This is a genomic window from Neorhizobium lilium (assembly GCF_004053875.1).
Classification (GTDB): Bacteria; Pseudomonadota; Alphaproteobacteria; order Rhizobiales; family Rhizobiaceae; genus Neorhizobium; species Neorhizobium lilii.
The window spans coordinates 1026573-1052843 of the sequence record NZ_SBIP01000001.1 but is presented as its reverse complement, the minus strand read 5'-3'; the positions used below and the strand labels follow the sequence as shown (position 1 = coordinate 1052843).

Below are 26271 nucleotides of genomic sequence, written 5' to 3'. Positions count from 1 at the left end.
TCATAAATGGCATTTCGAGACCGTCTGCAGGCATGGCGCTACAATCTCATTCCCGATCATCTCATCGGGGAGATCCTGACGAAGCGATGGACTGACAACGCCATTCCTTTTCTTGCGCTTGTCATCGTGGTTGCGGGGTTTGGCTCTTCGATCCCCGGCTTTTTCAAGTTGACCTCCCTGCAGGACTCTACCCGGCAACTCGGCGAGTTTTCGATTGTGGTGACTGGGCTCACCGTCGTCATGCTCGGCGGCGGCATTGACCTTTCCGTCGGATCGATCTTCGCTCTTTCGTGCTTTGCCGCGGTTTCGGTATTCTTCATCTTCGAACAACCCGTGTGGATCGCGCTTCTGGCCTCGATTCTGACCGGGGTCGCTTTCGGTGCGATCAATGGCTACCTCGTCGGCTTCCTGAGGCTCCGGGCATTTCTGACGACACTGGTTACCTTCATTATCGGCAGGGCGGTCTATGACATTCTGGTCGTGAATTTTGCCGCACAAATCCAGATGTCGATGGCCATGTCGGATGTCTGGGATTTCGTCGGCGACGGCACCTTCCTCGACATTTCGATCTCCGTGCTCACCGCCTTGATCTTCGTCGTGATAACCCACATCGCGTTGACGCGATCTCGACCTGGCTGGCATGTGTTGGCCGTGGGCGGCTCAAGGCGGTCCGCCCACAACGCCGGCATCAAGGTCAAGCAGACAGTCTTCCTCACATATGTGTTCTCCGGGTTTTGCTCCTCGATCGCCGGCTTCCTGATCGCTTGCCGCCTGAGCGGCGCAGGGCCTGGCACCGGGCTGAACCTTGAAATTCTGGCGCTGACTGCGGCGGTCGTCGGAGGCAACAGTCTCGGTGGCGGACGCGGATCGGTGGTAAAGGGGCTGATGGGGGCGATCATCGTCCTGGTCATGACGAATGGGCTCATTCGCCTCGGCTATGGAACCGGTACCAACCAGATGGTGCTCGGATTGATGCTCGCGGTCGCCGTGACCGTGGATATTCGCTGGCTCAAAAATCGGCACAAGGTCCTGAACGAGGTCTATGTGGCACCTGTTTATCTGCGCATGGGAGAGGCGAAGTCTGCCGTGCCGGGCTCGGGCACGTCTTATGCGCTGGATGACCGACTTTCTCGGACCGAATACATTGGACTGGGACAGCTCGAAGGTCCCGAGGACGTCATCCTCGATCGAAATGATCACCTCTATTGTGGGACGAGGCATGGCGAGATCGTCCGTTTCTTCGCGCCCGACTACCAGCGATCGGAGGTGTTCGCACACATCGGCGGTTTCCCGCTGGGCCTGGCATTCGACAAGGATGAAAACCTCATCAGTTGTGTCGGCGCAATGGGTCTGTACTCAATCTCGCCGGACCGGTCGGTCAGAAAACTCACGGCAGAGACCTCGCGGTCATGGACATCGGTCGTCGATGACGCGCGGCTTCGCGATCCCAATGATTGTGATATCGCACCAGACGGACGCATTTATTTCACGGACTCCACGAAGCGCTACGACGCGCATGACTGGGCGTTGGATTCAATCGAGAACCGCGCCACGGGTCGCCTCCTCGTCTACGACCCGAAAGACGGTTCGACAAAAACCTTGCTGGATGGATATCGCTATACGAACGGTGTCTGCGTCGCCCACGATGGAAACTCGCTCTTCTTCGCCGAGAGTTGGGCGTGCCGCGTTCATCGGTATTGGCTGAGCGGCCCGAAGGCAGGCATCGCTGAATGCGTCATTTCCGATATGCCCGGATATCCAGACAACATAAATAGGGCCTCGGACGGCACCTATTGGATGGCGTGGCTCGGCATGAGAACTCCAAGCTTCGATCTGTCGCTGCGGCATCCGGGGATGCGCAAGCGAATGACGCGCCGTCTGCCACAGGATGATTGGCTGTTCCCAAACATCAACACCGGTGGTGTCGTCAAGTTCGATGACCAGGGCCAAATTCGAGATGCCATGGCCGATCTCTCCGGCGTTTCGCATCCAATGGTCACCTCCATGCGCGAGCATAGGGGATTTCTTTTCGTCGGCGGTATCCTGAACAACCGTATCGGTCGGTTTGAAATCGCTGGAAGCGACGAAACGTGGACCGGACCGTCTTCGTACTGGGGAGGCCAACAATGATCCTCGATCCGATACTGGATATTTTCCGTGGCAAGGCGATCACGATACCACCGCTGGACGGCGCGTTCAGGCCGAATTCGCGTCTGGATGAAGCAGACGTCGTGGTCGGTCTTCCCTCAGTGGACAATTTGGCGTTGCGAGGGAGCGTTCTCGTCGGCAGCAGCGGCCCGGGTATCTACGAGATCAGATTGAGTGACACTCAACCAGTCCTGCTTCAGTCATTCGCTTCTCCGATCACGGCACTGGCGGTGTCGGCCGCCGGCACATTTGCTGTCGGTCTGGATTCAGGCAAGTTGCGGCTTGGTGACGTTGATATCAAAATGCCGGCCGAGGTTGGCTGCATCACTGCACTCGCTTTCGACCGGGACAATTCTCTCTGGCTTGCAAATGGCGCTGTCGGCCTCCGGCCCTCCCAATGGACGGCCGATCTCATGGGTAAGGGAGCATCCGGAAGCATTTGGAAGCTGGAAAGTGGAGGGCAGGCGACATTTGAGAAGGTGGTCGGTAACTTGGCTTTCCCATATGGTCTTCTCCCGCAGCCGGATGGCGTCGCCTTCACGGAAAGCTGGAAGCATCGCATCCTGCGTCTGACGTCGTCTGGCGAACTGACAGTCGTTCTAGATCACCTCCCATGCTACCCCGCGAGATTGATGCCGTCATCGGATGGCGGCGCATGGCTTTCGATGTTTGCGCCGCGAAACCGCCTGATCGAGTTCGTGTTGGCCGAGACAGATTACCGGCGCGACATGATCCAACACGTTCCCTCGGAGTTCTGGATCGCACCGGCATTGTCGTCCGGTCGAAGCTTCCTGGAGCCGCTTCAGTGTGGCGGCATCAAAACCATGGGTGTACACAAACCCTGGTCCCCCAGCCGGTCCTATGGGCTCGTGGTGAAACTCGACGCCAACCTGCAGCCGCTCGCAAGCCTTCATAGCCGAGCCAATGGGTTGAGGCACGGAACAACGAGTGGAGTGGAGGTCGATGGAAAGCTCTTCGTCGCCTCCAAGGGCGGTGACTGCATCGTTGCAATCGACGTCGCGGAGATTCACTGACATGCTAGTTGATGCTACCAAAGAAACGATCATCCGCCTCGAAGGCGTCACGAAAGCCTATCGTGGTGTGCCCGCCGTCAAGAATGTCAGTTTCGATCTACGCCGAGGCGAAATTCATGCCCTGCTGGGAGAGAATGGGGCGGGTAAGTCCACCCTGACGAAAATCGTCGCCGGCGTGGTCGAAATGACTTCCGGGAAGATGTTCCACCGCGGCAAGGAGATAAGCTACGCGTCACCACACGCTGCCCTTAATGCGGGCATCGCGATGGTGTTTCAGGAGACCAGTCTGGTTCCGTCGATGACCGTGGCTCAGAACCTCTATCTCGGTACAGAGGGCTTCCTCAATCGCTTGCGCGGTATTTACATCTCGGCACAGCAATTTCTCCAGTCGCTTAATTTCCCGGTTGATCCAACGGCAATGGTCGAGACGCTCGGCGCCGCAAAAAGGCAGATGGTCGAAATTGCCCGAGCCGTTCACCACAATGCCGAAATCATTATCTTCGACGAACCGACGGCCACGCTTACGCCGGAGGAGAAGCGCCATTTCTTTGCTCTCATCCGGCGCTTAAAATCGCAAGGCGTGTCGATCGTCTTCATCAGTCACGCGCTTGAAGAAGCGCTGATGCTCTCGGATCGCATTACGATTCTGCGAGACGGCGAACTGGTCTCATCGGGCGAGACATCCAGCTACGACCGCAACAAGATCATATCCGCTATGGTTGGTCGAACACTATCCGGAGAACTGTATCGCCAGCGCGACGGGACACAGCTTCGCAAGGCCGGTAAGAAGGTATTGTCCGTACAAGACCTGTCGATGAGCAATGTCGTCAGAAACAACTCGTTCTCGATCTTCCAGGGTCAGATCACCGGTGTCTTCGGATTGATTGGATCGGGGCGAACAGAGACATTCAAGGTGGTCTCCGGCATCTACAAACGTGACTTCAAGCGCGGCGGTACGATTGAACTCGATGACAAGCCGGTTCGCTATGCCGTTCCTCGCGACGCTGTCAACGACGGTATCGTCTACGTGACGGAAGATCGAAAAAGCGAAGGGTTTTTCGAGACGATGTCGATCGCCGAGAACCTGTTTTCAGGTCTGCTTGCGGCCGGACGGGAGAAGAGCTCGGTCATCAGCATGAGTGAAATGCACCAGCTGTCTTCCGAATGGACGCAGAAGCTGAATATCAAAGCGATCAATGAGAACGCACGCGTCGTCGAACTCTCCGGCGGCAATCAGCAGAAGGTGGTGATCGGCAGGGGGCTGGTCCAAAAGCCGCGTCTTGTGATCTTCGATGAGCCGACGCGCGGGGTCGACGTGGGCGCTATCGCCGAGATCCACCAGATCATCAACGAACTCGCGGACCAGGGTCTCGCCGTCGTGGTGATATCATCCTACCTGCCGGAAATCTTGAATCTGTCGGACCGCATTCTCGTCTGCCGCCAAGGGCGCATCGTGGAAGAGTTTTCCCCGAGTGAGTCCACTGAAGAGAAGATCATGTATGCTGCAGTTCACTAATTGCCATTGGAGAAAACATGTCGACCGTTCCGTTGCTGACCAACGAAGAAGCCGAAGCCATTCCTGCCGTTAAGTCGGTTTTTGATGACATTCGGGCGACCCGCAATTCCGATTTCATCAACAATTTCTGGCGGGGTCTTGCAAACGACCCCGCCTTGTTGAAGCGTACTTGGGAGGCCCTCAAGGCGGTCATGACCGTGGAAGGTGCGCTCGATCCTCTGGTGAGGGAGATGATCTACATCGCGGTTTCGACGGCCAACGGCTGCTCGTACTGCGTCCATTCACACACCGCCGCGGCCAAGGCGAAAGGGATGACGCCTCAGCAGCACGGGGAGTTGTTGGCGGTGATTGGGTTGGCGGGCCAGACAAATCATCTTGTTACCTCAATGCAAATCCCTGTCGATGTGGAGTTCCTGATTTAATCACCGGGCAGGCGACGTCGTTTAATCTGGGTCTGCGACCCGATCAATCGGTTTGCGGCTCCGGTCCTTTCAAGGCGGAGGGAGGCCCGACAGCGACCTCCCGTCGCACCGAAGCTCAACCGGACGACCGTCTTCATTAGTCAGCGGCGAAGTCAGTCGACACCGAGACAGTGCGCCATTCGGAGAGGATGGCAGCGTCTTGTGCGTGCTTTTTCTCGATCGCGGCGACCGTGTCGCTACCGAGCGGCAGGCGTACCGGCGGACTGGGGGCATCAGAGAAGGCGATCAGCACTTCCGCCAGCTTTTGAGGATCGCCGGGTTGGTTATGGCTGAGCCCGGCCGCTATCGTGCGCACCTTGCCGACAGTTTCTGCGTAATCGCCGATGATATTGCCGCTGACCGACAAGGACGAGCTGTCGAGGAAATCGGTGCGGAAATAACCCGGCTCGATGACGGTGACATGGATGCCAAGTGGCGCGAGTTCGTCATGCAGGGCTTCGCTCAGGCCCTCGACGGCAAATTTCGTCGAGGAATAGACACCGAAGCCTGCTGCGCCGCGATAGCCGCCGATCGATGAGATATTCAGGATGCGGCCGGAGCGCGCCTGCCGCATGAAGGGCAGCACGGCGCGGGTCACGTTGAGCAGGCCAAAAACGTTGGTGCGGTAGACCGCCTCGATTTCCGACACCGTCGCCTCCTCGATAGCGCCCATCAGTCCAAACCCGGCATTGTTGAGCAGGATATCGATCTGGCCGAAGCGATCGATCGCGGCTTTCGCCGCTGCGGCCGCCTGTTTGTCGTCTGTGACATCCAGTGCGACAGGTAACAGGTTGGGGTGCTCACCGAACCGATCAGTGATCGCCTTTGGATTGCGAGCGGTGGCGACGACGGCGTCGCCCTGTGCAAGAGCACGCGTAGTGATGAGGGCGCCAAAGCCACGCGAGGCGCCGGTGATGAACCAGATTTTCATGAGGATGTTCCTTGATTTTCGAGGAGATAAGGGACGGGACGTCTGGCCACCGCGATTCCGTGGCGGCCAGCCGGGTGGAAAACGCTCATGGCAGGACTTCTGCCAGCTCGATCAGATTGCCGAAGGGATCGCAGAAGAAGGCAAGGCGCCGGCTGATCGCCAAAAGCTCGAACGGCTCGGTGACGATGGTGACGCCGCGCGCGCGTAGTGCCTCGACGGTGGCGTCAACGCTTGCGACATTCAGGCAGAAATGGTGGTAGCCGGCATATTTAAGGCTATCGCCGAGATCGGTATAGGGGCGGACGTCTGCCGGCGACGGATCACCGCCACCCAGGATTTCCACATAGAAATGATCGTCCGTGGCAGGGGCGAGATAGGCAAGATGCTCGTCGGCATAGTCCCATTCAGCCACGACACGGAAGTCGAGCTTCTCGACATACCAGCGTTTCGCGGTTTCCAGGTCCGGCGTGCGGACGGCAACGTGATGACCACGCATGTCAGCGAAGGGCGATGTCGTGTCACGGGCGGGAGGAATGAAGTCGGCCATTGTCTTGTTTCCTGTTTGGTCCGGCACAGCGCCGGTTTGCGAGGAGCAATCTGGATCTTTTCGAGATTAAGAATTAGAGAGATAATCCTCCTCTCAATGATGAGTGAAATTTGACAATGCGCAGTACGGATCTCTCGGAACTGGCCGCCTTCGATGCGGTTGCCCGTCATCGCAACTTTCGCCGGGCCGGCGAAGAGCGCGGGGTGACGGCGTCGGCGATCAGCCATGCGGTGGGGAATCTCGAGGCACGTGTCGGAATCCGCCTGCTCAACCGGACGACCCGCAGCGTGTCGCTGACCGATGCCGGCGCAATGTTGCTTGCGCAACTGTCACCGGCATTCGGGGAAATCGGCTCCGCGTTGGATGCGCTCAACCAGTTTCGCGACACGCCGTTTGGCAAGGTTCGCATCAACGCGCCCAATTCGGTGGCACCGTTCGTGTTCCGATCGGTCATTGGTCCGCTCATCGCACAAAATCCCGGTCTCCAGCTGGAAATCGTCGCCACCGACCGGCTTGTCGACATTGTGGAGGAGGGCTTCGATGCCGGCATACGTCGCGGCGAAAGCCTGCGCGATGGCATGACGGCTGTGAAGATCAAACCGCGGCTGCGGTTTGCCGTCGTGGGCTCCACGGCCTATTTCGAGCATCATCCGCTCCCCAAGACCCCGGATGATCTGCGTCACCATGTTTGCATCCGCAATATCTACCCGAGCGGCAAGCCCTATGCCTGGGAGTTCAGCCGCGCTGGCAAGATCATCGAGTTTGAGCCGAATGGCTCTCTGTCGCTGGATGACCATGAGTTGATGGTCGAGGCAGCACTGTCGGGCGTGGGACTGGCTTATGTCTGGGAAGAACGGGCGCGCCCCTATATCGAGAATGGCAGCCTGATCGAATGCCTGGCATCCTGGAGTGCGCCCGAGGACTGGCTTTATCTCTATTATCCGACACGGAAATATCTGTCCGCCGGCCTGCGCGCCGTCATCGATGCGCTTCGCGTATAGTGCCGTTCGCGGCTTCTTCTCTGCGGAGAGGCCTACGTCGGCCTCCCGGATGCCGCACCAAAAGACGCGGCATCCTGTTCGTCTAGCTATTTCAACTGCGTCGTATAGTTCGCCGGTATCCACGCGAAGGATTTGCCGTTAGAGCGCAAATGTCCAAGGCCTGGAAAGGAGAGGTGAGAAGCCCCAACCCAACCACCTTCCTTTGCCAACTGCGTAAAGATCCTGGTTCGTTGCGCAGCCGCCTCCTTGTCGTCGGCGTCATAATCGATCGTAATCGACGGGTCCTTGAACTGGACGGCAGCAACATGAATGAGATCGCCGACCACCACGAGTTTCTGCCCTTTGCTTTCGACCACATATGAAGAATGACCTGGCGTGTGACCATGGCTCGCCCATGATTTTATTCCTGGCACGATCTCTTTGTCGCCGTTGAACGGCGCGACTTTGCCTGCCGCGACCTACGGGGCCAGTGATATCTTTGCGCCTTGCAGGAAGCTCTTCATCATGTCGGATTACCTTGCGTTGTCGGCGACAACCAGAAGTCGGTATCACCCGCGGCTACGGTGAGACGACGGCGAAGTGGAGCGATTACTCGGCACGTGCCGTCGGCCGTGACGCCATCGCCGTGCTGAAGCATCTCGGTGTCGGTCCAGCCACGATCCTCGGCAATTCATTCGCGGCAGGCTCTGCCCTTTGGGCGGCGCAGGATGCGCCGGAACAGGTCAACGGCGTCGTACTGCTTGGGCCGATCGTGCGCGATCTCGAAGTATCTTTCGTTCAGAAGTTGGCTTTGGGCGTCGGCTTTGCCGGACCTTGGCGTGTCGGGTTTTGGACCATGTATTGGGACAGCCTGTTTCCGACCAAAAAGCCCGTCGATCACGCTGAGGTCAAGGCCGCAATCACGCGGAACCTGCGGGAGCCGGGACGCATGGATGCCCTGCGCGCGATGATCGGCCTCTCCAAGGCATACCACGGCGATACTGGAAAAGACCAGCGTGCCGGCGCTGATTGTCATGGGCACCAAGGACCCCGACTTTAAAGATGCTGTCGCCGAAGCCCATATGCTGGCGGACAAGCTCAAGGCCGAGACCATGATCATCGAGGGGGCGGGCGCGCTCGACCAGATGAAGACGATGGCGACGACGAGGATGGGCGACATCCAGATGATCGAAGGCGCAGGTCACTGGATCCAACAGGAGCAGCCCGCTCAGCTGGCCAGGCACCTCCTCGCTTTCGCCAAGGAGGTGGCCGCCCGTTGAGAGCCATGCGCGAGACAGGCTTCTTCATCAAGGCGGGAAACATCTCGTGTTCTCTACCCCAGGCTTCCTGCAAACCGTTCCGGATATCTCTCCCGCTGGAAGACTTCCACCACGAAATCGACGAATACCCGCGTCTTTAAAGGGACGAGATGTCTGCTTGCGTAGTAGATCGATATCGGCCCAGCATCGACCCACCATGACGGCAGCAGCCGTATGAGCTTCCCGCTTTCGAGATGCGGAAGGGCATCCGCCTTGACGATCAGGCTGACTCCGAGTCCTAACAGGGATGCGGCCCGCATCGCGGCCGGATCGTTCACCACAATCGTTTCCTTGAGCGAGACCGCCTGCTCGTCCCCGTATGCATTTCTCATCAGCCTTTGGGGGATCCGACCAGTGCGCAGGGACCGCATCGCGATGCCATCCAGGGCTGAAAGGTCTGCAGGAGAGGCGGGCAGGGGACGACCCCGCAGATAATCCTGCGAAGCCACGGCGATGAGATGGGCGGGAGCAAGCGTCCTGGCGACGATGCCTTGCGCAAGTTCGAAGCCGCCGCCGATCGTCGCGTCATATCCCTCTGCGATCAGATCGACCTGCCGGTTCTCGAACATCCATTCGGGGCGGATCAGCGGATATCGCAGCATGAACTCGGGCAGCATCGGCAGAATGTATCCGATCCCGAACGTCGGTCCCATGCTAAGCTTCAGAACGCCCGCAGGCTCTCCCCCTGAGTGCGCGATATCGGCGATCGCGCCCTGAAGATTTTCCAGATGATCCCTGATGGACAGTAGGAACCGTTCGCCGGCCTCCGTGAGATTCAGACTGCGCGTGCTGCGGTGGAAGAGACGCAGTTGCAGGCTCGCCTCCAGCGCGGCCACGTTGCGGCTCACGGCTGCAGGCGTGAGTCCAAGCCGTCGCGCGGCAGCCGAGAAGCTGCCGAGTTCGGCGCTTCGGGCAAAAGATTCCAGATTCGCGAGACTTTCCACAACTATCGCCTTCAAGAATTGCTTGAAATTGATATCCCGCATTACCGGCTAATCATAGAGGAATAATGAAGCCATCTTCTCTTCATCGAACGACGTGTGGAGTGAACATAATGACCGTAACAAACCAACCACTGGCCGGTAAGGCTGCCCTCGTCACGGGCGGATCGCGCGGCATTGGGGCAGCCATCGTACGGCGTCTTGCTAGGGATGGCGCCTATATCGTGTTCAGCTATGCCGCGTCCGCCTCTGGCGCCGACAGCCTCGTGAAAGAGATTGAAGCCAGCGGTGGCCGGGCGCTCGCCATCAAGGCGGATCAGGGCGTAGCGGCGGAAGTTTCCGCGCTGGTCCGCAAGGCGCACGCATTCCTTGGACGGCTCGACATCCTCGTCAACTCAGCGGGCGTCTTCGTCACCGGCATGGTTGGCGACCCTGAAACCGATCTCGCAGCCTTCGATCGCCAGATCGACATCAACGTCAAAGGTGTGGTCGCAGCCGTTCGCGCGGCAGTTCCGTTGATGAGCGATGGTGGCCGGATCGTATCGATCGGGACGACAGGCGCTGTGCATGTTCCCTTCGCCGGCGCTGCGGACTACGTCGCCACCAAGGCCGCGGTCGCTGCCTATACCCGCGGTTGGTCCCGCGACCTTGGGCCGCGCAACATCACAGTCAACATCATCCAGCCGGGAGCGATCAACACCGACATGAACCCGCAGGACGGGCCGTTTGCCGAAACTTTGATCAAGCTCGCAGCGCTCGGTCGCTACGGCCAGCCGGAGGACATTGCCGCTGCAGTCGCATTCCTCGCCGGCCCCGACGCGGGTTACATTACCGGCGCTACGCTGAATGTCGATGGCGGCCAATCCGCCTGAATTTCAACTGATATCAAGGAGAAGACACATGACCACCATCGGTATCATCGGCGCGGGCAATATCGGCTCTGCTTTCGCGAAGGCCCTTGCTCGCAACGGCATTGCAGCCACAATCGCCAATAGTCGCGGCCCGGAGACACTATCCGGCCTCGTCAAGGAACTGGAACCTCACATCTCGGCGGCAGTATCCATCGAAGCCGCGGCGCAGGCCGACATCGTCCTCGTCGCCGTACCGTGGTCAAAGCTTCCGGCTGCACTTTCAGAATTGTCGGAGTGGAACGGGCGGATCGTCATCGACGCCAACAACCCGATCGAGGCGCCGCTGTTCAAGCCTGCCGACCTGAACGGCCGTCTGTCGACGGAGATCTTCACCGACCTAGTGCCGGGTGCGCGCGTCGTGAAGGCCTTCAATCATCTTCTGGCCAATCTTCTCTCCGCCGACCCGCATGCCGAAGGCGGAGAACGTGTCCTCTTCTATTCCGGCGACGATGCCAAGGCGAAGGCCGAAGTCGCTGCACTGATCGCAAAGCTGGGTTTTGCCGGCATCGACCTCGGACCGATCTCGGTCGGTGCCAAGCTCACGCAATTTCCCGGCGGGCCGTTGCCTGCTATCAATCTCGTCAAGTTCGCCTGAACCTCGAGCCTGGAGACAGACCATGTCCGCAACCCCAATCGATATCGCAACAATATTCTTCGACCACTGGAGCGCCAACCGCATCGACGATGCGCTTGCGATGCTCTCGGACGACGTCCTCTACGACAATGTCCCGTTCCCTGACATCGTCGGACGTGAGAACGTACGCAAATTCCACCGGGACTTCGGCGTCGGAACGGCGTTCACAGTGGATTGGAAAGTCATCAATATCGCAGCCGCCGGCAACGTTGTGCTCAATGAACGTGTCGATATCTTCACGCGTAAAGGCGGCGGCACGATCACGCTGCCGGTCATGGGCACAATAACGGTCGAGGGCGGTGTGATCACCGTCTGGCGGGACTATTTCGACCCCGCTGACTTTGCACGGCAGCTTGACCTCATCAAAAAATGAAGTGGGTCCCGCGTTCCTTGAGCCAGTTAGCGATTTTTTCACACACACAGTTCATCGAAACAGAGGCGGCCGCGTCGCGGATGAAGATACCGGTGGCGATGGCTCTGTTATCCTGGAAATCCCCCGGCATGACGATCTGCGCTCCGAATATCACTACCTCAGCCCAGATGCAGCAGGCCGGCTACCCCGTCATTACCACGGATACCCGCGGCAATGGCGACACGACGGCGAAGTGGAGCGCTTACTCGGCGCGCGCCGTGTCGTTGATATTCATGCGCAAGACAGGCTTAGCCAACGCTGCAGTGTTGATATCAAAAAATCGCGGCTCGTATGGGCCGCGATTTACCGAAACATGGGTAGATGCCGGCCGCCTTGAGTGTCGCATCCTGGTCGCAATAGTCCCAGCAACCCACTGTTCGACTTCAGATCAGTGACGAAGCAATCCGCCATCGACGACAAGCGTCTGACCGGTGACAAAACGCGCATCATCGCTCGTCAGGAAGGCGACGGGCCCGGCGATATCGGCCGGCGTTCCCAGGCGCTTGATCGCCTGCATCATATAGACCTGAGCCTTTTGTTCATTCGGCATCCCGCTTGCGCCTTCGGTATCGGTGATCCCCGGATGGACCGCGTTGACGATGATGTTGTCGCTTGCCAGCTCATTGGCCAATGCCCGGACCAGACCGACCACACCCATTTTCGAGGTGATGTAATGCGAGAAGCCCATGCCCGGCGGGGTAACCATGCCGACCGCATCGGAGCCGATTGCGACGATCGAGCCGCCGCCGGCTTTGCGCATCAGTGGCACGATTGCGCGGGCGCCGAGAACGTGGGCGTCGAGATTGACGGCCATGACCCGCCGCCATTCGTCCGGCGTCATCTGTCCCAGCGTGGCCATGGGATAGATACCCGCCGCATGAACGAGAATGTCGGCACGGCCGAAGCGTTGCCCAACCTGTGCAGCGACTTCGTCCCAACCCGCTTCGGTGGCGACGTCCGCGATAATGGATATCGCACCGTTGCCGATTGATTGGGCGATCTCGGTACTATCCGTCCGGTTCACCAGAACGACTGTCGCGCCTCGCTCGGCGAGAAGCTCCGCGATGCCGCGTCCGATGCCCAGCCGGCTCCCGGTGACGATCGCCACCTTGTTTTCATGCGTTTTCATGGTCATTTCTCCTTGGTGATTGATGGTTGCGCGAGAGCCCGCAATCGCGGCTCTCCAATCATCGACAGCATGTCGAGATGAGTGGGGGTCCAGCCAAGTTCCTGGCGCGTATTCGCGTCGCGCAGGCGACTGGAGGCTGATTGCATCAGGGCGCCAAACGGCCCGAAGACCTCGGTTGCCTCATCCATGGTCAGGCTGCGGCTTGGAACATTCATATCGCGGGCGACGGCCTCGGCGATCCAGCGAAAGGGGATTTCGCCACCGACGGCATGATAAAGCGCGCCGGCCTTGCCGCGTTCAAGGGCGACCGAGAAGAGTTCAGCAAGATCGGCGCTATGGACATTTGCGTAGGTTGCCAGGCCAGTGCCGATGTAGCAGGCGGCGCCGGTCGTCGCGATCGAGCGATAGGTGCTGGCAACGGGGCCGTTGTCGCCTGGCCCCCAGATGACGGGCGGCCGAACCACCATCGACCGGACGCCATGATGGGCCGCCGCCCGCACGAGCCCCTCCGCTTCAACGCGTGGCAGCGCCAGCGGCTCGGGGACGAACATATCCTCCTCGGCAAAGCTGTCCGAACTCCAGGCGCCGGTCGTGCGCTGCATCAAGACGCCGCTTCCGGACAGAAAGATCAGGGTCTTACCGCTGCCAGCAAGCCTGTCGCATAGGCTGCGGATGACGTCGGGTTCCCTGTCGAGCGGTATCTGTGCGGCGTAGATGACGGTATCGGCAACCACTGCACATTCCAGAACGGATGGAAGGTCTTCCAGCACGTCTCCGGGCACAGGTCTGATGCCGGCTTGTTGAAGCTGCGAGGCCGAACGCTCGGATCGGACCAGCCCACTAACACCATGACCCTTCGACTGCAGGGACAATGCAATGCCGTTGCCGACATAGCCGGTCGCACCGATGACAAAAATCTTCTGAGGCATATGAAACTCCTTCCACCGACAGATGGAGGTTTCACGTCTCACCGTGTAGCCTATATGATTGGATACCATCTATCGGAAAGGCAGATACATGCTCGACGGTCTTCAGCTCGATCATCTCCGAACCTTTGTCGCCGCCGTTGACGAGGGAAGCTTCTCTGCGGCTGGCAGAAAGATTGGCAGGGCGCAATCGGTCGTCAGTCAGGCGATCGCCAATCTCGAAGGCCAGCTCGGTCTGTCCCTCTTTGAGCGGATCGGTCGTTATCCGGAACTGACGCCAGCGGGACGGGGACTTCTTGCCAGCGCGCGCCAGATCGTCCGCGACTCAGATACGTTAAAAGCTTCAGCTCGCAGGCTTTCCGAAGGTCTCGAGCCATTCTTGTCCATCGTGATCGACGTGATGTTTCCGCAAGCCCTGCTGACCGAGGTGGTTGGTGACTTTGCCGTTCAATTCCCCACAACGCCACTTCGTCTTCACGTCGAGGCGCTCGGCGCAGTTGCCGAGCTCGTCGTCAACGGTCGATGCAGTGCTGGTGTGATGGGCACCTACCCCCTGATCCCGCCTTCGCTGACGTCGGAGCGTCTGTTTGCGGTGGAAATGGCGACCGTCGTGGCGCCTGGACATCCACTCGCCAGATGGCAAGGGCCAATCCCGCTTGAGCTGGCCGAGGCCGAAACGCAGCTCGTGCTGACGGATCGGTCCGAGTTGACCAGAGGCATCGACCTTGGTGTTCAAAGCAAGAACACCTGGCGTCTTTCAGACCTTGGTGCGAAGCAGTCATTTCTCGTTGCGGGACTAGGGTGGGGGCATATGCCGCTGCCCATGGTCGCAAGTGATCTGGCGGAGGGACGACTGGTACAGATCAAGCTGGAGGGACCTGGCCCAGGCATTCTTCCAATGCGGGCCATCTACAAGGCAGACGCTATGCCTGGTCCGGCCGGGCGTTGGCTACTGGATCGCATAGGCGCCGCGGGAAGCGGAAGTAGTTAGATCGGACCAGAGAGAATACAGCTCCTTATTCGCTTTGCCACTAAGGCCTGCGCCGGAAACACGCGACAGGGCTTAGTCAAACAGCTGGCGCAATCCTAGAACATTGACTCTTGCTGGATTAACCATCTAATGACCCGAAAGTCATTAAATGGAGAAAGCTATGACACAGACAGACGTTCTCATTGTCGGGGCAGGCCCGACCGGCCTGGCCCTTGCACTCTGGCTCACCAAGCAGGGCCTTAGAATCCGGATCATCGACAAGAGCAGCGGGCCGGGCGAAACTTCACGGGCCATGGCGGTGCAGGCTCGCACCTTGGAATTCTACCGCCAGCTCGACATGGCGGATGCCGTCGTGAAGGCGGGCTACAAGACCCCGGCCATGAACATGTGGGCGCGTGGCAAGCGGCAGGCGCAGGTCCCGCTGGCTGACGCGGGCGAGGAGATCTCGCCTTACCCGTTTGTGTTGGTGTTCCCCCAGGACCGGCATGAACGGCTGCTGGTCGAACGGCTTAGCGCCCTCGGGATTGAGGTCGAACGCCAGACCGAACTGCTGTCGTTTGAAGACAAGGGCGACCACGTCACTTCTATCCTGAGACTTCGTGATGGTCAGGAAGAAACCTGCACGGCTGCTTATCTTGCCGGCTGCGACGGGGCACGCTCCCCCGTCCGCCATCAGATCGGCGGTGGGTTCAAGGGCGGTACCTATAAGCAGCTGTTCTACGTTGCCGACGTTGTGGCAAGCGGTGTAAACCCTGCGGGCGAAGCACACGTGGCGCTCGACAAGTCCGATTTTGTGCTGGTCATGCCCTACGGCGAGGCTAACCAGTACCGTCTGATCGGAACCGTGCGCGGCGAGCGTGCCGAGCACCCTGAAGCGCTGAGCTTCGAAGACGTGGGCCAGGAAGCTATTCGCGGCCTCAACGTCACGGTGGACAAGGTCAACTGGTTCTCGACGTACCGCGTCCACCACCGCGTCACGGACCAGTTCCGGCGCGGGCGCGTGTTCCTCCTCGGCGACGCCGCCCACGTGCACAGCCCAGCCGGTGGCCAGGGTATGAACACGGGGATCCTGGACGCCATCAATCTGGCGTGGAAGCTTACGGCAGTGGTCAAGGGTCAGGCGCCCGACAGCCTGCTCGACAGTTACGCGGTGGAGCGCCAGGCGTTTGCCCGCAAACTCGTCGAAACCACCGACAAGCTGTTCACCTTCGCCACCGCCGAAGGCAGCTTTGCGGAGTTCGTGCGGACGCGCATCGCGCCGACTTTTATCAGCGTTGCCTATCGCAGCGAGAATGTGCGCGAATACATGTTCCGGATTGTTTCCCAAACGACGCTCAGCTATGACGACAGCCCGTTGAGTGTGGGCAAGGCGGGAAGTGTGCAGGGCGGCGATCGTCTGCCATGGGCGCCCGTTGTAGGTGCCGATAACTACGCGCCACTCGCGGCGATCGGTTGGCAGGTGCACGTCTATGGGGAAGCCCAGGCCGATCTCAGCACCTGGTGCCGCGACCAGGGGATTCCGCTGCACGTCTTCAGTTGGCAGCCGGAGCAAAAAAAGGCGGGGCTGGCGCACAATGCGGCCTATCTGCTACGCCCCGATACGTACGTGGCCATCGCAGACCCCCAGGGATCGGCGGCCACGCTCGACAAATACCTGTTCGATCGGGGCATCACCCTGAAAGCTTAGGTTTCCAGGTCAGGGGGACAGCACATGACTGACACGACACCCAAAAGGCGCCGCCGTAAAGATGCCCGTCCGGCGGAGATCGTCAACGCAGCCATGGACGTGTTCGTTGAACACGGCTTCGCCAACGCCAAGCTGACCGACGTCGCCAAACGCGCGGGCGTCGCCAAGGGGACGCTGTATCTCTATTTCGAGACCAAGGAAGACCTGTTCCGCGCCACGGCGCGTGAAGCGCTGACCGCCAATCTGGAGGCGCTCGAGCAGAGTTCGGCCGCATTCAACGGCTCCATCGCCGACCTAGTGCCCATGCTGCTGAAACGGGCCGCCGGCCGGATGGGTGACGGGCGCGTTCCTGGCATCGTACGGATGGTTCTCGCGGAAAGCCGGGCCTTTCCGGACCTGGCGCGAATCTGGCACGACGAGGTCGTCGCCCGCATCCTCGGACGACTGACGGAGCTGGTGTCAGCGGCACAGGCGGGGGGCGAAGTGCGAGCTGGGGACCCGGGCCTGTTCGCCATATCGATCGTCGGGCCGATGGTGCTGGGCGTGCTGTTCCAGGAGGTGTTCGGATCGGACAGCCAGCATGCTCCCGAGCTCGGCATGCTGGCCACCCAGCATGCCGAAACGGTGTTGCATGGCCTACTCGTCAGGTCGTGAACGAATTGAGCGTGCGCCTTTGTTCGAGGACAGAGCAGAAAAACGGAGCGGACATACTCGATCTTCCTGCTGGAGCTGGTTCGTACCGGCGGCAATCTCAGACCGGTTTCAGTCTTGCCGTCACCTGAAAGCTCCGTGCCCTCAACGACGGATAAGACCGAACCGATGCGCCTCATCCAGCAGGTTACCAACGGACGATGGCTGCCTTTTGTGTCCGCGCCGCGCCGGTCGCTCTCCTATCTGATCAAGCTGGCTGGCAATGTCGCGCAATGATAGGCTAGGATCGGCAATGGCAGTCGCTGCGACAAGCTTCATGAGGTGATCTTCTGGCGCGCGGCGCGGAGAACGGACCAACAGCTCAGGCTCGGCCAGCGTCTCACGGACCATACGATGCCCGGCGACGTAGCCTTTCCACCGTTCAGTCATGGCCTCTGCGATTGACGACCCGTACGACATTGTCCCAGCTGTGTTTTGGGCGAAGTTGGACGGTCGGGAGCCAGGTTTGTGCAGAGGAGATCATCACTTGGCTTCGAGATTTGTCTGAACGATTGATTTCGCGTCCACCGGTGGGAGCACGGCCGCAACGAGGGCAACTGGCCGATTTGGGTTTGGGCGCTTATGATTTGTAGGCGAAGAGCGGCTTAGAACGGGGGGTCGGCGCGGCGGTATGGGTTTGCGATGCACGATACTTGTTTTGGTACGGGCGATATCGTGCAGTGGCCCCAGCAGGCGGTCTAGGTCGCTCACGTCATTCAGCACGAGCCGCGCGACAAAGCAGTCCTCGCCCGTAACGACAACGCAATCTATAACCTCCGGTATATCGCGTAAGGCGTGTTCTGCCGCTCGAAGTTTCCCCGGCAACGGTTCCACGGTCAGGATGGCTTCAAGCACAAACCCGAGCGCCCTCGCATTCAAGCGAACACTGAACGCTTCGATGATCCCAATGTCTTCCAGTCTGAGAATGCGGTCGCGCACTGCGGGTGCGGTGAGACCTACGTCGGCCCCGATAGCACGCAAGCTCATACGACAATCTTAGATCAGCAGATCGATGATCCGGCGGTCGATGTCATCCAGGGCTGATTTGCTCATGTAAGCTATTATCGCCCTGAAGCTTTCCAAAATCATCTAAATATAGTGATTTGGCCTTTTGTTACGTTGGTACTTTTCGGTTTGAGACCACTATCATTCTTTGAAATTAAGGAGATATTCAATGACAACGATCCAGCGGATAGCGGCGCTCACCGATTATGGAGCAGGTGGAAATCCGGCCGGTGTCGTTATCGGCGACGTGCTCCCGGATGTTGAGCAAATGCAGCGCATTGCGGCGGAGGTCGGCTTTTCCGAAACCGCATTCGCGGCGCCGCAAGGAGCGGCTGGAAAACCCGTTATTACTCGCCTGAGACCGAGGTTCCATTCTGCGGACATGCGACGATCGCCTTAGGTGCCGCGCTCGCGAGAGCGAACGGACCCGGACGTTATCGACTGTTCCTGGCAGAGGGCGAGATTGAGGTAGAAGCAGACGAAGAGGGCGGCAGGGGGCATTCTACGCTTCGATCGCTTCCGACCCGCAACGGGGCCGTTCCCGATTCCATTATTGAGGAAACCCTCGCGCTGTTCGGCTATTCCAGAGACGACCTCGACACGAGCCTTCCGCCTAGACGCATGAACGCTGGCGCCGAGCACCTATTCGTCCCGCTGAATAGCCGCGAACGGCTGAGCGCGATGAGCTATGATCTGGGAGCCGGCCGTGACTTTATGCGGCGTCATGGATTTGTGACGGTGGCGTTCGTCTGGTGCGAGACGGGCTGGCTTTTTCATGCGCGTAACGCCTTTGCCTCGGGCGGCGTCCTCGAGGATCCGGCGACCGTTGCGGCTGCGGCAGCCCTGACGGGGATGTTGCGCGACACAGGCATTCTGACCGAAGGTGAGATCACCATTCTGCAAGGCAGCGATATGGGGCGTCCGTCACGGCTCCATGTCCGTTACGGCACACCGGTCGGCACACCGGTACTTGTCAGCGGCGAATCCGTGGCGATGTGATGTGCGACCCGCCGCGCGCGACGTCCAAAAAGCCGTTTCCTGACCTGGCCAAAACTTGCCCTTCAAATTCGTGTCCGGCGACATCGGACAACGATCCGTCTTCAACGGCAATCGCGACAAATGGCGTAAATAGGCGGTGATCGTTTACCGGACCAAAACCACTTCAACACCAACATCATCAGCGATCTCCGCCCATACCCGATCTGCTGTCCCCATGGCTCAAGCCTTTCGATTGCGTCACAGCGATTAGGGCTCCGCCCTCGACTGCCAGTATAAAATCCAAGGGAAACGTATCGAGTCCAAGAGCCTCAATCATCTCAAGCGCTGATTCTCGATCAATGTTCTTGCGAACCAAGTTCGCCATCGTTTCGTGGATGCATAGAGCCGAAATCGCAGCACCTTGGTCTAGCCAGTCCTCGCTTGTGTCCGCTCCCTTCTCCTGATTGAGATAGGCCATGATCGCAGAAGTATCGATGACGCAAACGCTCATCGCTTCATACCCTGATCTGGTCCTCTGGGATGAGGCCTTCTTCTTCACGCCGCGACTCTTGACGGCGATATGTTACCCAAAGGTTCAGTGCGGCCAACAAGGCCTACTCGAGCTTCCTGCAAAACGAAAGCAATGCTGCGACTTTCGGTCCTCGCGGGGCCGCCGGCATGTGGACGTCGACGACTTGGCTAAGCCGCGCGCTTTCCCAAGACCCGGCATCGCCGACCTTAAAGGACCTGTCCGCCCGCTTCACCAATGAAATCTCCGGTGCGCGTGATCGCTTGGCGCAAATCCTAAGCATCGTCCCTAGCCGCAAGGCTGCAATCGATGAGCTCCTCGCCGGTGCCGGCGGCCTCAAGTCTATCGGTTGCTTCCCGTTCAACCAGCGTTGATCCTGAATTGGCATTGCGTGGTCACTGGTCCCGAAGATGGTGGCTTGCCGCTGTACCGGTTCGACCGAGTACACGTTGTACTCGCGTCTGGGCCACCTATCCGCAGGCGGCTCCGACCACGCGGCCGGGTTGATCGAGCTTGTGATCTCGCGGCCCGGCCGGCATGATCGCGAAAAAACTCAAGGTCACGTCGGGTGCCGCGCGCCCGTGGAAGGTGTGCTTGCGTCTTTCTGGAGGTTGCGAGTCGGCTCGACGTCGAACGAATTGAGTGGCCCGGCCGAGGCTTCCGGTCCTTGGTTTAGTTGAAGAGGAAAACTAAGTCTGTCCCGTTGTTGGTGCTGGCGGATGGAGCAACGTCACCCCATCAAACGAGCTCGTATCAGGGTCGAGGATTGATCTCTGATACGACAAAATTCTTGCCGCTCTGTCGGAGCGACATAGTTATCCGCGCCCGCATCCGTGAGGCCGAACTTGTCGAAAACCCGCCGGCAACGGACCGGATAGATCAGCAAGGCCACCACTAGCCCATTTCGATAGTTCGAGCGTTTGCCCTTGGCCTCTACCTAGTATTTAATTGCGAAATGTGGAATCGAGCATATCAGGCAGCCCCGGCAACTGCCGCTGCAATAGTTCGTTGACACTGCTCAGGGGCAGCGGCTTCCCGAACAGGTAGCCTTGGATTTCGCCACAGCCCTGCTCCCTGACGCGACTGAGTTGTTCGGTTGTCTCGACCCCTTCGGCGGTGGTGGTAATACCGAGGCTTGCGCCCAGATCGACCACCGCCTTCACGATGGCCGCGCAATCCTTGGAGGTTCCCAGTTCGCGAATGAAAGACTGATCGATCTTGATCTTGTCGAATGGGAAGAGCCGTAGATAGCTCAGCGACGAATATCCGGTACCGAAGTCATCCATCGCGATCCGCACACCCAGGCTCCTGATATGGTGCAAGGTCGCTAGGGCGGTGTCATTGTCGGTCAACAGGACGGATTCGGTGATCTCGAGTTCAAGACGCGAGGCCGACAGCCCCGAATCGCTAAGCGCGGAGATAACAGCGTGGGCAAGCGTTTGGCTCTTGAACTGAACAGGAGAAAGGTTGACGGCAACACTGATATCTGTCGGCCAACTTGCGGCGTCTTTGCAGGCCTGACGCAAAACCCATTCCCCGATGGGCACGATCAACCCGGTTTCCTCCGCCAATGGGATGAACTCAGTCGGCGAGATTATGCCACGTTCAGGGTGGTGCCATCGCAAGAGCGCCTCGAAGCCCACAACCCGTTCGCTGTTTGTATCTACCTGCGGCTGATAGTAAATTTCAAACTGCTGGGTTTCGACGGCCTGCTGAAGGAGAATTTCGAGTTCGCGTCGCTCCTGTCTATTGGCATCCATTGCGGTTTCGAAGAAGCAATAGGTGCCGCGGCCGTTTGCCTTCGCTTTATACAAAGCAGTGTCGGCATGTCTCAGAAGAGACTCGGCCACGTCGCCATCGTCCGGGGCTATCGCAATGCCGATGCTGACGCCGATGCGAACGGGTTTTCCATCAATGATGAACACTTCGTCGATGACGTCAATGATCCTCTGGGCCAAGGCTGAGGCCTGGTCTCTGCTTTCGACATCCGTCTGGAAGACGACGAACTCATCACCGCCAAGTCGTGCGATGCTGTCGCCCTTGCGCAAGCAGGCCGTAAGCCTGTCTGCTACCGCTTTGAGCAGGACATCGCCAACGGCATGTCCCAGGGTATCGTTCACCTCTTTGAAGCGGTCCAAGTCAAGACATAGCAACGCGGTGGTCTTTCCACTGACGGCGAGTTCTCTGTCGATCTTCTCCCGCAACAGCGCTCGGTTGGGCAAGCCGGTCAGTGGATCGTGGCCAGCCATGTATTTAATTTGTTCTTCGGCGCGCACCGCTTCGGTGACATCTTCATGGGTGGCGACATATCCGCCATTGTCCATCGGCTGATGTGAAATCTTAATAACCCTGTCATCCAGCAGCAACGTGTTCTGGTTGGCCGTAGACCCTTTCAAAGCGGCTTCGACCACCACGTCGAAATAGGTTTCACGATGAACAGGCGCATTGCCCGCTGTCACCCGATGGCCGAGAATTTGCTCCAGGGGCGTACCCGGTCGTGTCAGATGCTCCGGCAAATTGTATAGGCGCGCATAGGCCGCGTTGCACAACATCAGGTTTTTATCGGCGTCGAACATGCACAAACCATGCGGCATGTTGTCTAACGCGGTATCGAAAAGGCTGCCCTGGTCAGAAAGCTCTTTTCTTAGACGGGCGAGTGCCGATATATCCTCGCACTGGATCAACCATCCGCCGTCACCTACAGGAATGAAGGCAAGGGAGACGAGACCGTCGCCGATCATTATTTCCTGGTGCAGTGATTTCGTTTCGGTGAGCCAATTCGTCAGCCCCAATTTTTGCTGGTCAGAAATGGGTATCTGCGCTGCGATCGTCTTCGCGTCGACCCCAACTGCCAACTTTGAGATTTGCAGCAGTTCCGACAGGCGGTCGTTCCCAAAGAGGACCCGCAGGTCCGCATCCAGAAGCGCAACGCCCTGTGTCGTGTTCGTCAACATAATCTCAAACGGACTGAGCACGAATCTATCCTTGCAGAGGGCGGATACACGTAAATCTAGTATGTGCGAAGGCAATTACAACGATGCTGTCGTTCTATCTACACTGTGGGGCGTTTAGCGTGTCATAGCTGCCGTTTTCTAAATGTCTGCGCCGTCGCATTGTTCACATCTGGCTATAGATCCTCCCCATTGAACGATCGAGCCGACCACCCGCCGCCATCATCGCGCAGCGTCGTGAGCAAGCTCAAACGTCGACTGCGCGACCAAGCGGATGTCGGCGATCTGACGCAGATATCGGTGCCGCTGCGGCTGGAGAGGGGAGGTCCAATGACGACTTCCAACCTTGCCAGGTCCGAGGGTATGCGATCCCAGTCGATGGGGTCGGTTATCACGGCCCTTGAAGCATCTGGGCTCATTACGGGAGCAGTGGATCCTGCTGGCTGACATAGACAAGCTGAAACTGGTCACGACACCTTCGGACACGCGGCCGGCGACGTATTGATTAAGGTGGTTTCGGAGCGGATATGGCAGCATGCCGGGGACGCCCCTCATGCCTTCGCGGAACTGACGATCCCGTCCTCTCAGCCAGTATGCGGATGGCGATGGTCTTTGCCGAACCGATGCGTGATGCGGGCAATTGGTGTGACCAAACCTCCAACGGCTGAGAGGCAAAGAAGTTGATCGAGGCGGCTGTTTGGCCGGCTGCCCCTCCGATCTCGTGTTTTGTACTTTTTAATTGAACATCGGTCAATTACTGAATACGAGTGCTTGGATTGGTATGATGGTGATGCGTCCAAATCAGGTTCGCCGTGCACCTTGCGGCCAGCCTGTTGAGTTTCAGCAGGATTTAACCCCGGTTTATATTTCGCGTTAGCCCACCAAATCCGGTCTAACGAATTATCCGACAACAATTTATTCGGCGTAAGTGGATCACGAGGAAGCGGAATATGGATCAAACTCCCACGAAAATTAACAGCGAATGCTCCGCTTTTCAACTATGCGGGTTCGCTCAAACGGTCGTGCCGGTTTTGCAAACTCAAACAAAAATGGCGAGTCCAGACTGCGCCTAATGCCTTTTAAGAGGAGCGTGTTCAGCGGCGGTGCCTCAAATTACGCAAAACTACACTTATGATCGTCAATTGGCAGCCACGAGCTGCCTGGCGCTTCGCCATGGTCCAGCCGGGGATTTCTCATGATTACCAAGCGCGTTCTTACCGCCATTTTTATCGCCCTCGTTTCAACAACTGCCTTTGCGGCCGTGAATGGTCCAGTGAAATCCGTGACCCTGTCGTCCGGCGGCCTTGCCGAAATCGTCAGGTCGGCCGAGGTCGGCAACGACTCAGAAATTACCATTCAGGTCCCGCTTGATCAGATTGATGACGTCCTCAAGAGCCTGATTGTCCGTGACAGCAAAGGGCGGGTCAAGAACCTGTCACTTGCCGGTCCTAATCCGGTAGAAGAAACCTTCCGAACATTGCCGTTCAAAGCGCCGGACCTGTCATCGATGCCAAAGCTGCTGGATGCCATCAAGGGAACGCGGGTCAAGGCCGGTGACAAGGAAGGCATTGTCCTCGGAGTGACTGCCAGCGAGGGCGAAAAGACTGCAAAGACATGGCAGCTCTCCTTGATGACAGATGCCGGTGAAATTGCCATGGCCCCGGTACCAGGCACGAAAGTCGAAATCCTCGACGCTACCGTTAAAGCCAAACTCAGGACAGCAATGGATGTCATCGCCAAAGGTAATACCGATGGCGCACGAACCGTAACCCTGAAACTGGACGGGTCGACTGCCCGCGAGGTCGACATCTCCTATGTCGTTCCGGCACCGATCTGGAAGACGTCATATCGCCTAGTCACCGGTAAGGAAGGTGAGGTTCGGCTACAGGCTTGGGCCGTGTTCGAAAATGCTTCGGGCGAAGACTGGAACGGCGTCGGCGTGACGCTCTCTTCTGGCAAACCGGTCACGCTTAAACAAGCTCTGCATCAGCATTTCATGCGTGACCGCACCGAAGTCTTGGTCGACACTGCGGCGGCGAGCTTGCCAGCGGTCGCGACCGCAGAGCCGATGGACGCGAGGCGCGAATTCAACGCTTCGAACATGCCTAAGGCGAGGCTGATGACAGATAGCATGCCCGCTCCGGCTCCCTTCGCAATGGCAGGCGGGGAGCAATCCAATGCTGCCGAGCATGATGTGACTTCGATTTTTGCTCTCAAGGGCACTTATGACATCAAGAACGGCGATACGATCTCAGTCCCGATCATAGATCAAAGCGTGAAGGCGGAGATGGTCTCGCTTTACCGGGCCGGCATGGCAAGCGAGCATCCGGTCGCTGCCGCCCTGATCGAAAACAATGCGGGGATCAGCCTGCCGCCTGGGATCATGACCGTTTACGATGGCACGGCTGGATATGTCGGGGACGCACAGATCAACGGCTTGCCGCGTGGTGAAAAGCAATCGGTTAGCTTCGCAGTAGATCAGAAGGTCAACGTCAGCTCGTCTATCAAATCCGACCAGCGGATCGTCAGCCTCAAAGTGGTCGATGGGATGATCCACACCAAGTCAATGACCGTCGAAACAGCGGCTTACAACATTACCGGGGCTCAGGACGGCGAGCGCACGGTCGTTGTGGAAGTTCCAAAGCGAAGCGGATGGACATTCAAGGCCGACGCGCAGGACGAAGCAACGGCCAGCGACTATCGCATCAAGGTCAAACTGATGGCCAGTGAACAGAAGACTGTCGAAACACGGTTCGAGTTGGTGAACGACGAAACGATCTCTTTGATCGATGCAGATGTTTTCACCTTGGAGAGCTGGCAGCAGGCGGCGGTGGACGCTGAAACAAAAACAAAGCTTGAAGAACTTGCAAAAGCCCGCAGTAGCCAAAACGATGCTCAGCTGAAGCTGCAGGCGCTGGATCAAGATTACAACAGGGCGTCAGAGGAGCAGGCGCGGGTTCGTGAAAATCTTCACGCCGTTGGCGATGGCGATACGAAGAACAGGTTCGACAAGCAGCTGAACGTGCTTGAAGACAGGCTCGGTTCAATCGAGGGTCAGCGAGTTGAGCTGCGCAAGGCTCTTGATGGTTTTACAGCCGAGGTTAAAGCGATCATCAGGACATTCTAATGAGTATCGTCGCTAATCGACTGGCCGCGGCGCAATTACACCAGAGTAAGTGTCGTCAACAATCGTCTTGGCTTACCCTCACCATTCCCGGGGCGACTGTGTTCAGCCTGCGCAAACGCTGGACCGAGACCTTCCGTCGCGTCGCTCGCCCTGAGAACGAGGCGGTGCGCGACCGCATGGCAGTGCGCCCGGACCGGCATCCTACCTCGGTGTGAGCAAAGAAAGTGGAACACTGTCTTGGACTATTTTCTCCTTAAATATTTGCATGTCCTCGGCGCAATCGTTCTTCTAGGGACGGGAACTGGGATCGCGTTCTTCATGCTTATGGCGCACCGCTCCGGAGACGCCGGATTTGTAGCGAGGACCGCAGGGGTAGTGGTTGTGGCGGATACGCTCTTTACCGCCAGCGCGGTGGTTATTCAGC

The 26271-nt window shown here is 58.5% G+C and carries 25 protein-coding genes and 3 pseudogenes; 18 read left to right on the top strand and 10 right to left on the bottom strand.

Annotated features, from left to right (window positions below; all coding sequences use genetic code 11):
* Positions 1–6: 6 nt before the first annotated feature.
* Genes EPK99_RS04875 through EPK99_RS04860 form a run of 4 tightly spaced genes read left to right on the top strand, consistent with a single transcriptional unit; the run spans position 7 to position 5120 of the window.
* The gene (locus EPK99_RS04875; protein ID WP_128441608.1) at positions 7–2130 is read left to right on the top strand and encodes an ABC transporter permease; all 2124 of its coding nucleotides are present in this window, start codon (positions 7–9) and stop codon (positions 2128–2130) included.
* Entirely contained in the window at positions 2127–3182 is a 1056-nt protein-coding gene (locus EPK99_RS04870) for an NHL repeat-containing protein (RefSeq protein WP_128441606.1), read from the top strand. The genes EPK99_RS04875 and EPK99_RS04870 overlap by 4 nt, the downstream gene beginning before the upstream one ends.
* Position 3183: 1 nt before the next feature.
* A complete protein-coding gene (locus EPK99_RS04865) occupies positions 3184–4698 on the top strand; it encodes a sugar ABC transporter ATP-binding protein (protein ID WP_128441604.1) in 1515 nt (504 codons plus the stop codon).
* A gap of 17 nt (positions 4699–4715) precedes the next feature.
* Positions 4716–5120, top strand: a complete 405-nt coding sequence (locus EPK99_RS04860; protein WP_128441602.1) for a carboxymuconolactone decarboxylase family protein — start codon at positions 4716–4718, stop codon at positions 5118–5120.
* A 136-nt stretch (positions 5121–5256) separates the two neighbouring features.
* Here EPK99_RS04860 and EPK99_RS04855 read toward each other — a convergent pair whose 3' ends face one another.
* Both EPK99_RS04855 and EPK99_RS04850 read right to left on the bottom strand, forming a co-directional pair.
* Positions 5257–6090 carry an oxidoreductase gene (locus EPK99_RS04855; RefSeq protein ID WP_128441600.1) on the bottom strand — a complete coding sequence of 278 codons (834 nt, stop codon included), beginning with the start codon at positions 6088–6090 and terminating at the stop codon, positions 5257–5259.
* An 85-nt stretch (positions 6091–6175) separates the two neighbouring features.
* Positions 6176–6637 carry a VOC family protein gene (locus tag EPK99_RS04850; protein WP_128441598.1) on the bottom strand — a complete coding sequence of 154 codons (462 nt, stop codon included), beginning with the start codon at positions 6635–6637 and terminating at the stop codon, positions 6176–6178.
* Positions 6638–6753: 116 nt separating this feature from the next.
* Between EPK99_RS04850 and EPK99_RS04845 the strand changes: the two genes are divergently transcribed.
* Positions 6754–7638 (top strand): LysR family transcriptional regulator, encoded by an 885-nt coding sequence (locus EPK99_RS04845; RefSeq protein WP_128441596.1) that lies wholly within the window; start codon positions 6754–6756, stop codon positions 7636–7638.
* Positions 7639–7724: 86 nt separating this feature from the next.
* Here EPK99_RS04845 and EPK99_RS04840 read toward each other — a convergent pair.
* Positions 7725–8057 (bottom strand): annotated as a pseudogene (locus EPK99_RS04840) (MBL fold metallo-hydrolase); the annotation flags it as partial.
* A gap of 98 nt (positions 8058–8155) precedes the next feature.
* Here EPK99_RS04840 and EPK99_RS04835 point away from each other — a divergent pair.
* A complete protein-coding gene (locus EPK99_RS04835; RefSeq protein ID WP_205909050.1) occupies positions 8156–8677 on the top strand; it encodes an alpha/beta fold hydrolase in 522 nt (173 codons plus the stop codon).
* Entirely contained in the window at positions 8652–8897 is a 246-nt protein-coding gene (locus EPK99_RS25465) for an alpha/beta fold hydrolase (protein WP_205909049.1), read from the top strand. The genes EPK99_RS04835 and EPK99_RS25465 overlap by 26 nt, the downstream gene beginning before the upstream one ends.
* A gap of 53 nt (positions 8898–8950) precedes the next feature.
* Here the strand turns inward: EPK99_RS25465 and EPK99_RS04830 are convergent, their stop codons facing one another.
* A complete protein-coding gene (locus tag EPK99_RS04830; protein ID WP_128441594.1) occupies positions 8951–9880 on the bottom strand; it encodes a LysR family transcriptional regulator in 930 nt (309 codons plus the stop codon).
* A gap of 110 nt (positions 9881–9990) precedes the next feature.
* Between EPK99_RS04830 and EPK99_RS04825 the strand changes: the two genes are divergently transcribed.
* From EPK99_RS04825 to EPK99_RS04810, 4 genes are read left to right on the top strand one after another with little or no spacing between them, the layout of a single operon-like run.
* The gene (locus EPK99_RS04825) at positions 9991–10749 is read left to right on the top strand and encodes an SDR family oxidoreductase (RefSeq protein WP_128441591.1); all 759 of its coding nucleotides are present in this window, start codon (positions 9991–9993) and stop codon (positions 10747–10749) included.
* Positions 10730–11383, top strand: a complete 654-nt coding sequence (locus tag EPK99_RS04820) for an NADPH-dependent F420 reductase (RefSeq protein ID WP_128441589.1) — start codon at positions 10730–10732, stop codon at positions 11381–11383. Before EPK99_RS04825 ends, EPK99_RS04820 begins: the two co-directional genes overlap by 20 nt.
* Before the next feature lie 22 nt (positions 11384–11405).
* On the top strand, positions 11406–11795 hold the full coding sequence (locus tag EPK99_RS04815; RefSeq protein ID WP_128441586.1) for a limonene-1,2-epoxide hydrolase family protein: 390 nt from the start codon (positions 11406–11408) through the stop codon (positions 11793–11795).
* A gap of 17 nt (positions 11796–11812) precedes the next feature.
* Entirely contained in the window at positions 11813–12229 is a 417-nt protein-coding gene (locus EPK99_RS04810) for a hypothetical protein (protein ID WP_128441584.1), read from the top strand.
* Here the strand turns inward: EPK99_RS04810 and EPK99_RS04805 are convergent.
* Complete coding sequence (locus EPK99_RS04805) at positions 12223–12963, bottom strand: SDR family NAD(P)-dependent oxidoreductase (RefSeq protein WP_128441582.1); 741 nt, start codon at positions 12961–12963, stop codon at positions 12223–12225. The genes EPK99_RS04810 and EPK99_RS04805 overlap by 7 nt on opposite strands.
* 2 nt (positions 12964–12965) lie before the next feature.
* Positions 12966–13892 (bottom strand): NAD-dependent epimerase/dehydratase family protein, encoded by a 927-nt coding sequence (locus EPK99_RS04800; protein ID WP_128441580.1) that lies wholly within the window; start codon positions 13890–13892, stop codon positions 12966–12968.
* Between the two features lie 88 nt (positions 13893–13980).
* On the opposite strand from EPK99_RS04800, the gene EPK99_RS04795 reads away from it, so the two are divergent.
* The 3 genes from EPK99_RS04795 (at position 13981) to EPK99_RS04785 (ending at position 17221) form a co-directional block, all read left to right on the top strand.
* On the top strand, positions 13981–14880 hold the full coding sequence (locus EPK99_RS04795; protein WP_128441578.1) for a LysR family transcriptional regulator: 900 nt from the start codon (positions 13981–13983) through the stop codon (positions 14878–14880).
* A gap of 160 nt (positions 14881–15040) precedes the next feature.
* Entirely contained in the window at positions 15041–16567 is a 1527-nt protein-coding gene (locus tag EPK99_RS04790; protein ID WP_128441575.1) for an FAD-dependent oxidoreductase, read from the top strand.
* A gap of 24 nt (positions 16568–16591) precedes the next feature.
* The gene (locus EPK99_RS04785) at positions 16592–17221 is read left to right on the top strand and encodes a TetR/AcrR family transcriptional regulator (protein WP_128441573.1); all 630 of its coding nucleotides are present in this window, start codon (positions 16592–16594) and stop codon (positions 17219–17221) included.
* Positions 17222–17362: 141 nt separating this feature from the next.
* Here EPK99_RS04785 and EPK99_RS25640 read toward each other — a convergent pair.
* Positions 17363–17738: pseudogene (locus tag EPK99_RS25640) on the bottom strand (recombinase family protein); the annotation flags it as partial.
* Positions 17739–17740: 2 nt separating this feature from the next.
* Positions 17741–18244 carry an Lrp/AsnC family transcriptional regulator gene (locus EPK99_RS26045; RefSeq protein ID WP_128441571.1) on the bottom strand — a complete coding sequence of 168 codons (504 nt, stop codon included), beginning with the start codon at positions 18242–18244 and terminating at the stop codon, positions 17741–17743.
* Between the two features lie 187 nt (positions 18245–18431).
* On the opposite strand from EPK99_RS26045, the pseudogene EPK99_RS04770 reads away from it, so the two are divergent.
* Positions 18432–19261 (top strand): annotated as a pseudogene (locus EPK99_RS04770) (PhzF family phenazine biosynthesis protein).
* 178 nt (positions 19262–19439) lie between these two features.
* Here EPK99_RS04770 and EPK99_RS04765 read toward each other — a convergent pair.
* Entirely contained in the window at positions 19440–19799 is a 360-nt protein-coding gene (locus EPK99_RS04765; protein ID WP_205909047.1) for a PIN domain-containing protein, read from the bottom strand.
* Between the two features lie 914 nt (positions 19800–20713).
* Positions 20714–22744: a putative bifunctional diguanylate cyclase/phosphodiesterase gene (locus EPK99_RS04755; RefSeq protein ID WP_128441569.1), complete on the bottom strand. Its 2031-nt coding sequence runs from the start codon at positions 22742–22744 to the stop codon at positions 20714–20716.
* A 1171-nt stretch (positions 22745–23915) separates the two neighbouring features.
* Between EPK99_RS04755 and EPK99_RS04745 the strand changes: the two genes are divergently transcribed.
* From EPK99_RS04745 to EPK99_RS25635, 3 genes are all read left to right on the top strand, one after another.
* Entirely contained in the window at positions 23916–25847 is a 1932-nt protein-coding gene (locus EPK99_RS04745) for a DUF4139 domain-containing protein (RefSeq protein WP_128441567.1), read from the top strand.
* The gene (locus EPK99_RS04740; protein WP_128441565.1) at positions 25847–26062 is read left to right on the top strand and encodes a hypothetical protein; all 216 of its coding nucleotides are present in this window, start codon (positions 25847–25849) and stop codon (positions 26060–26062) included. Before EPK99_RS04745 ends, EPK99_RS04740 begins: the two co-directional genes overlap by 1 nt.
* A 22-nt stretch (positions 26063–26084) precedes the next feature.
* On the top strand, positions 26085–26271 hold a 187-nt coding region (locus EPK99_RS25635; RefSeq protein WP_245455654.1), incomplete at its 3' end, for a DUF2269 family protein.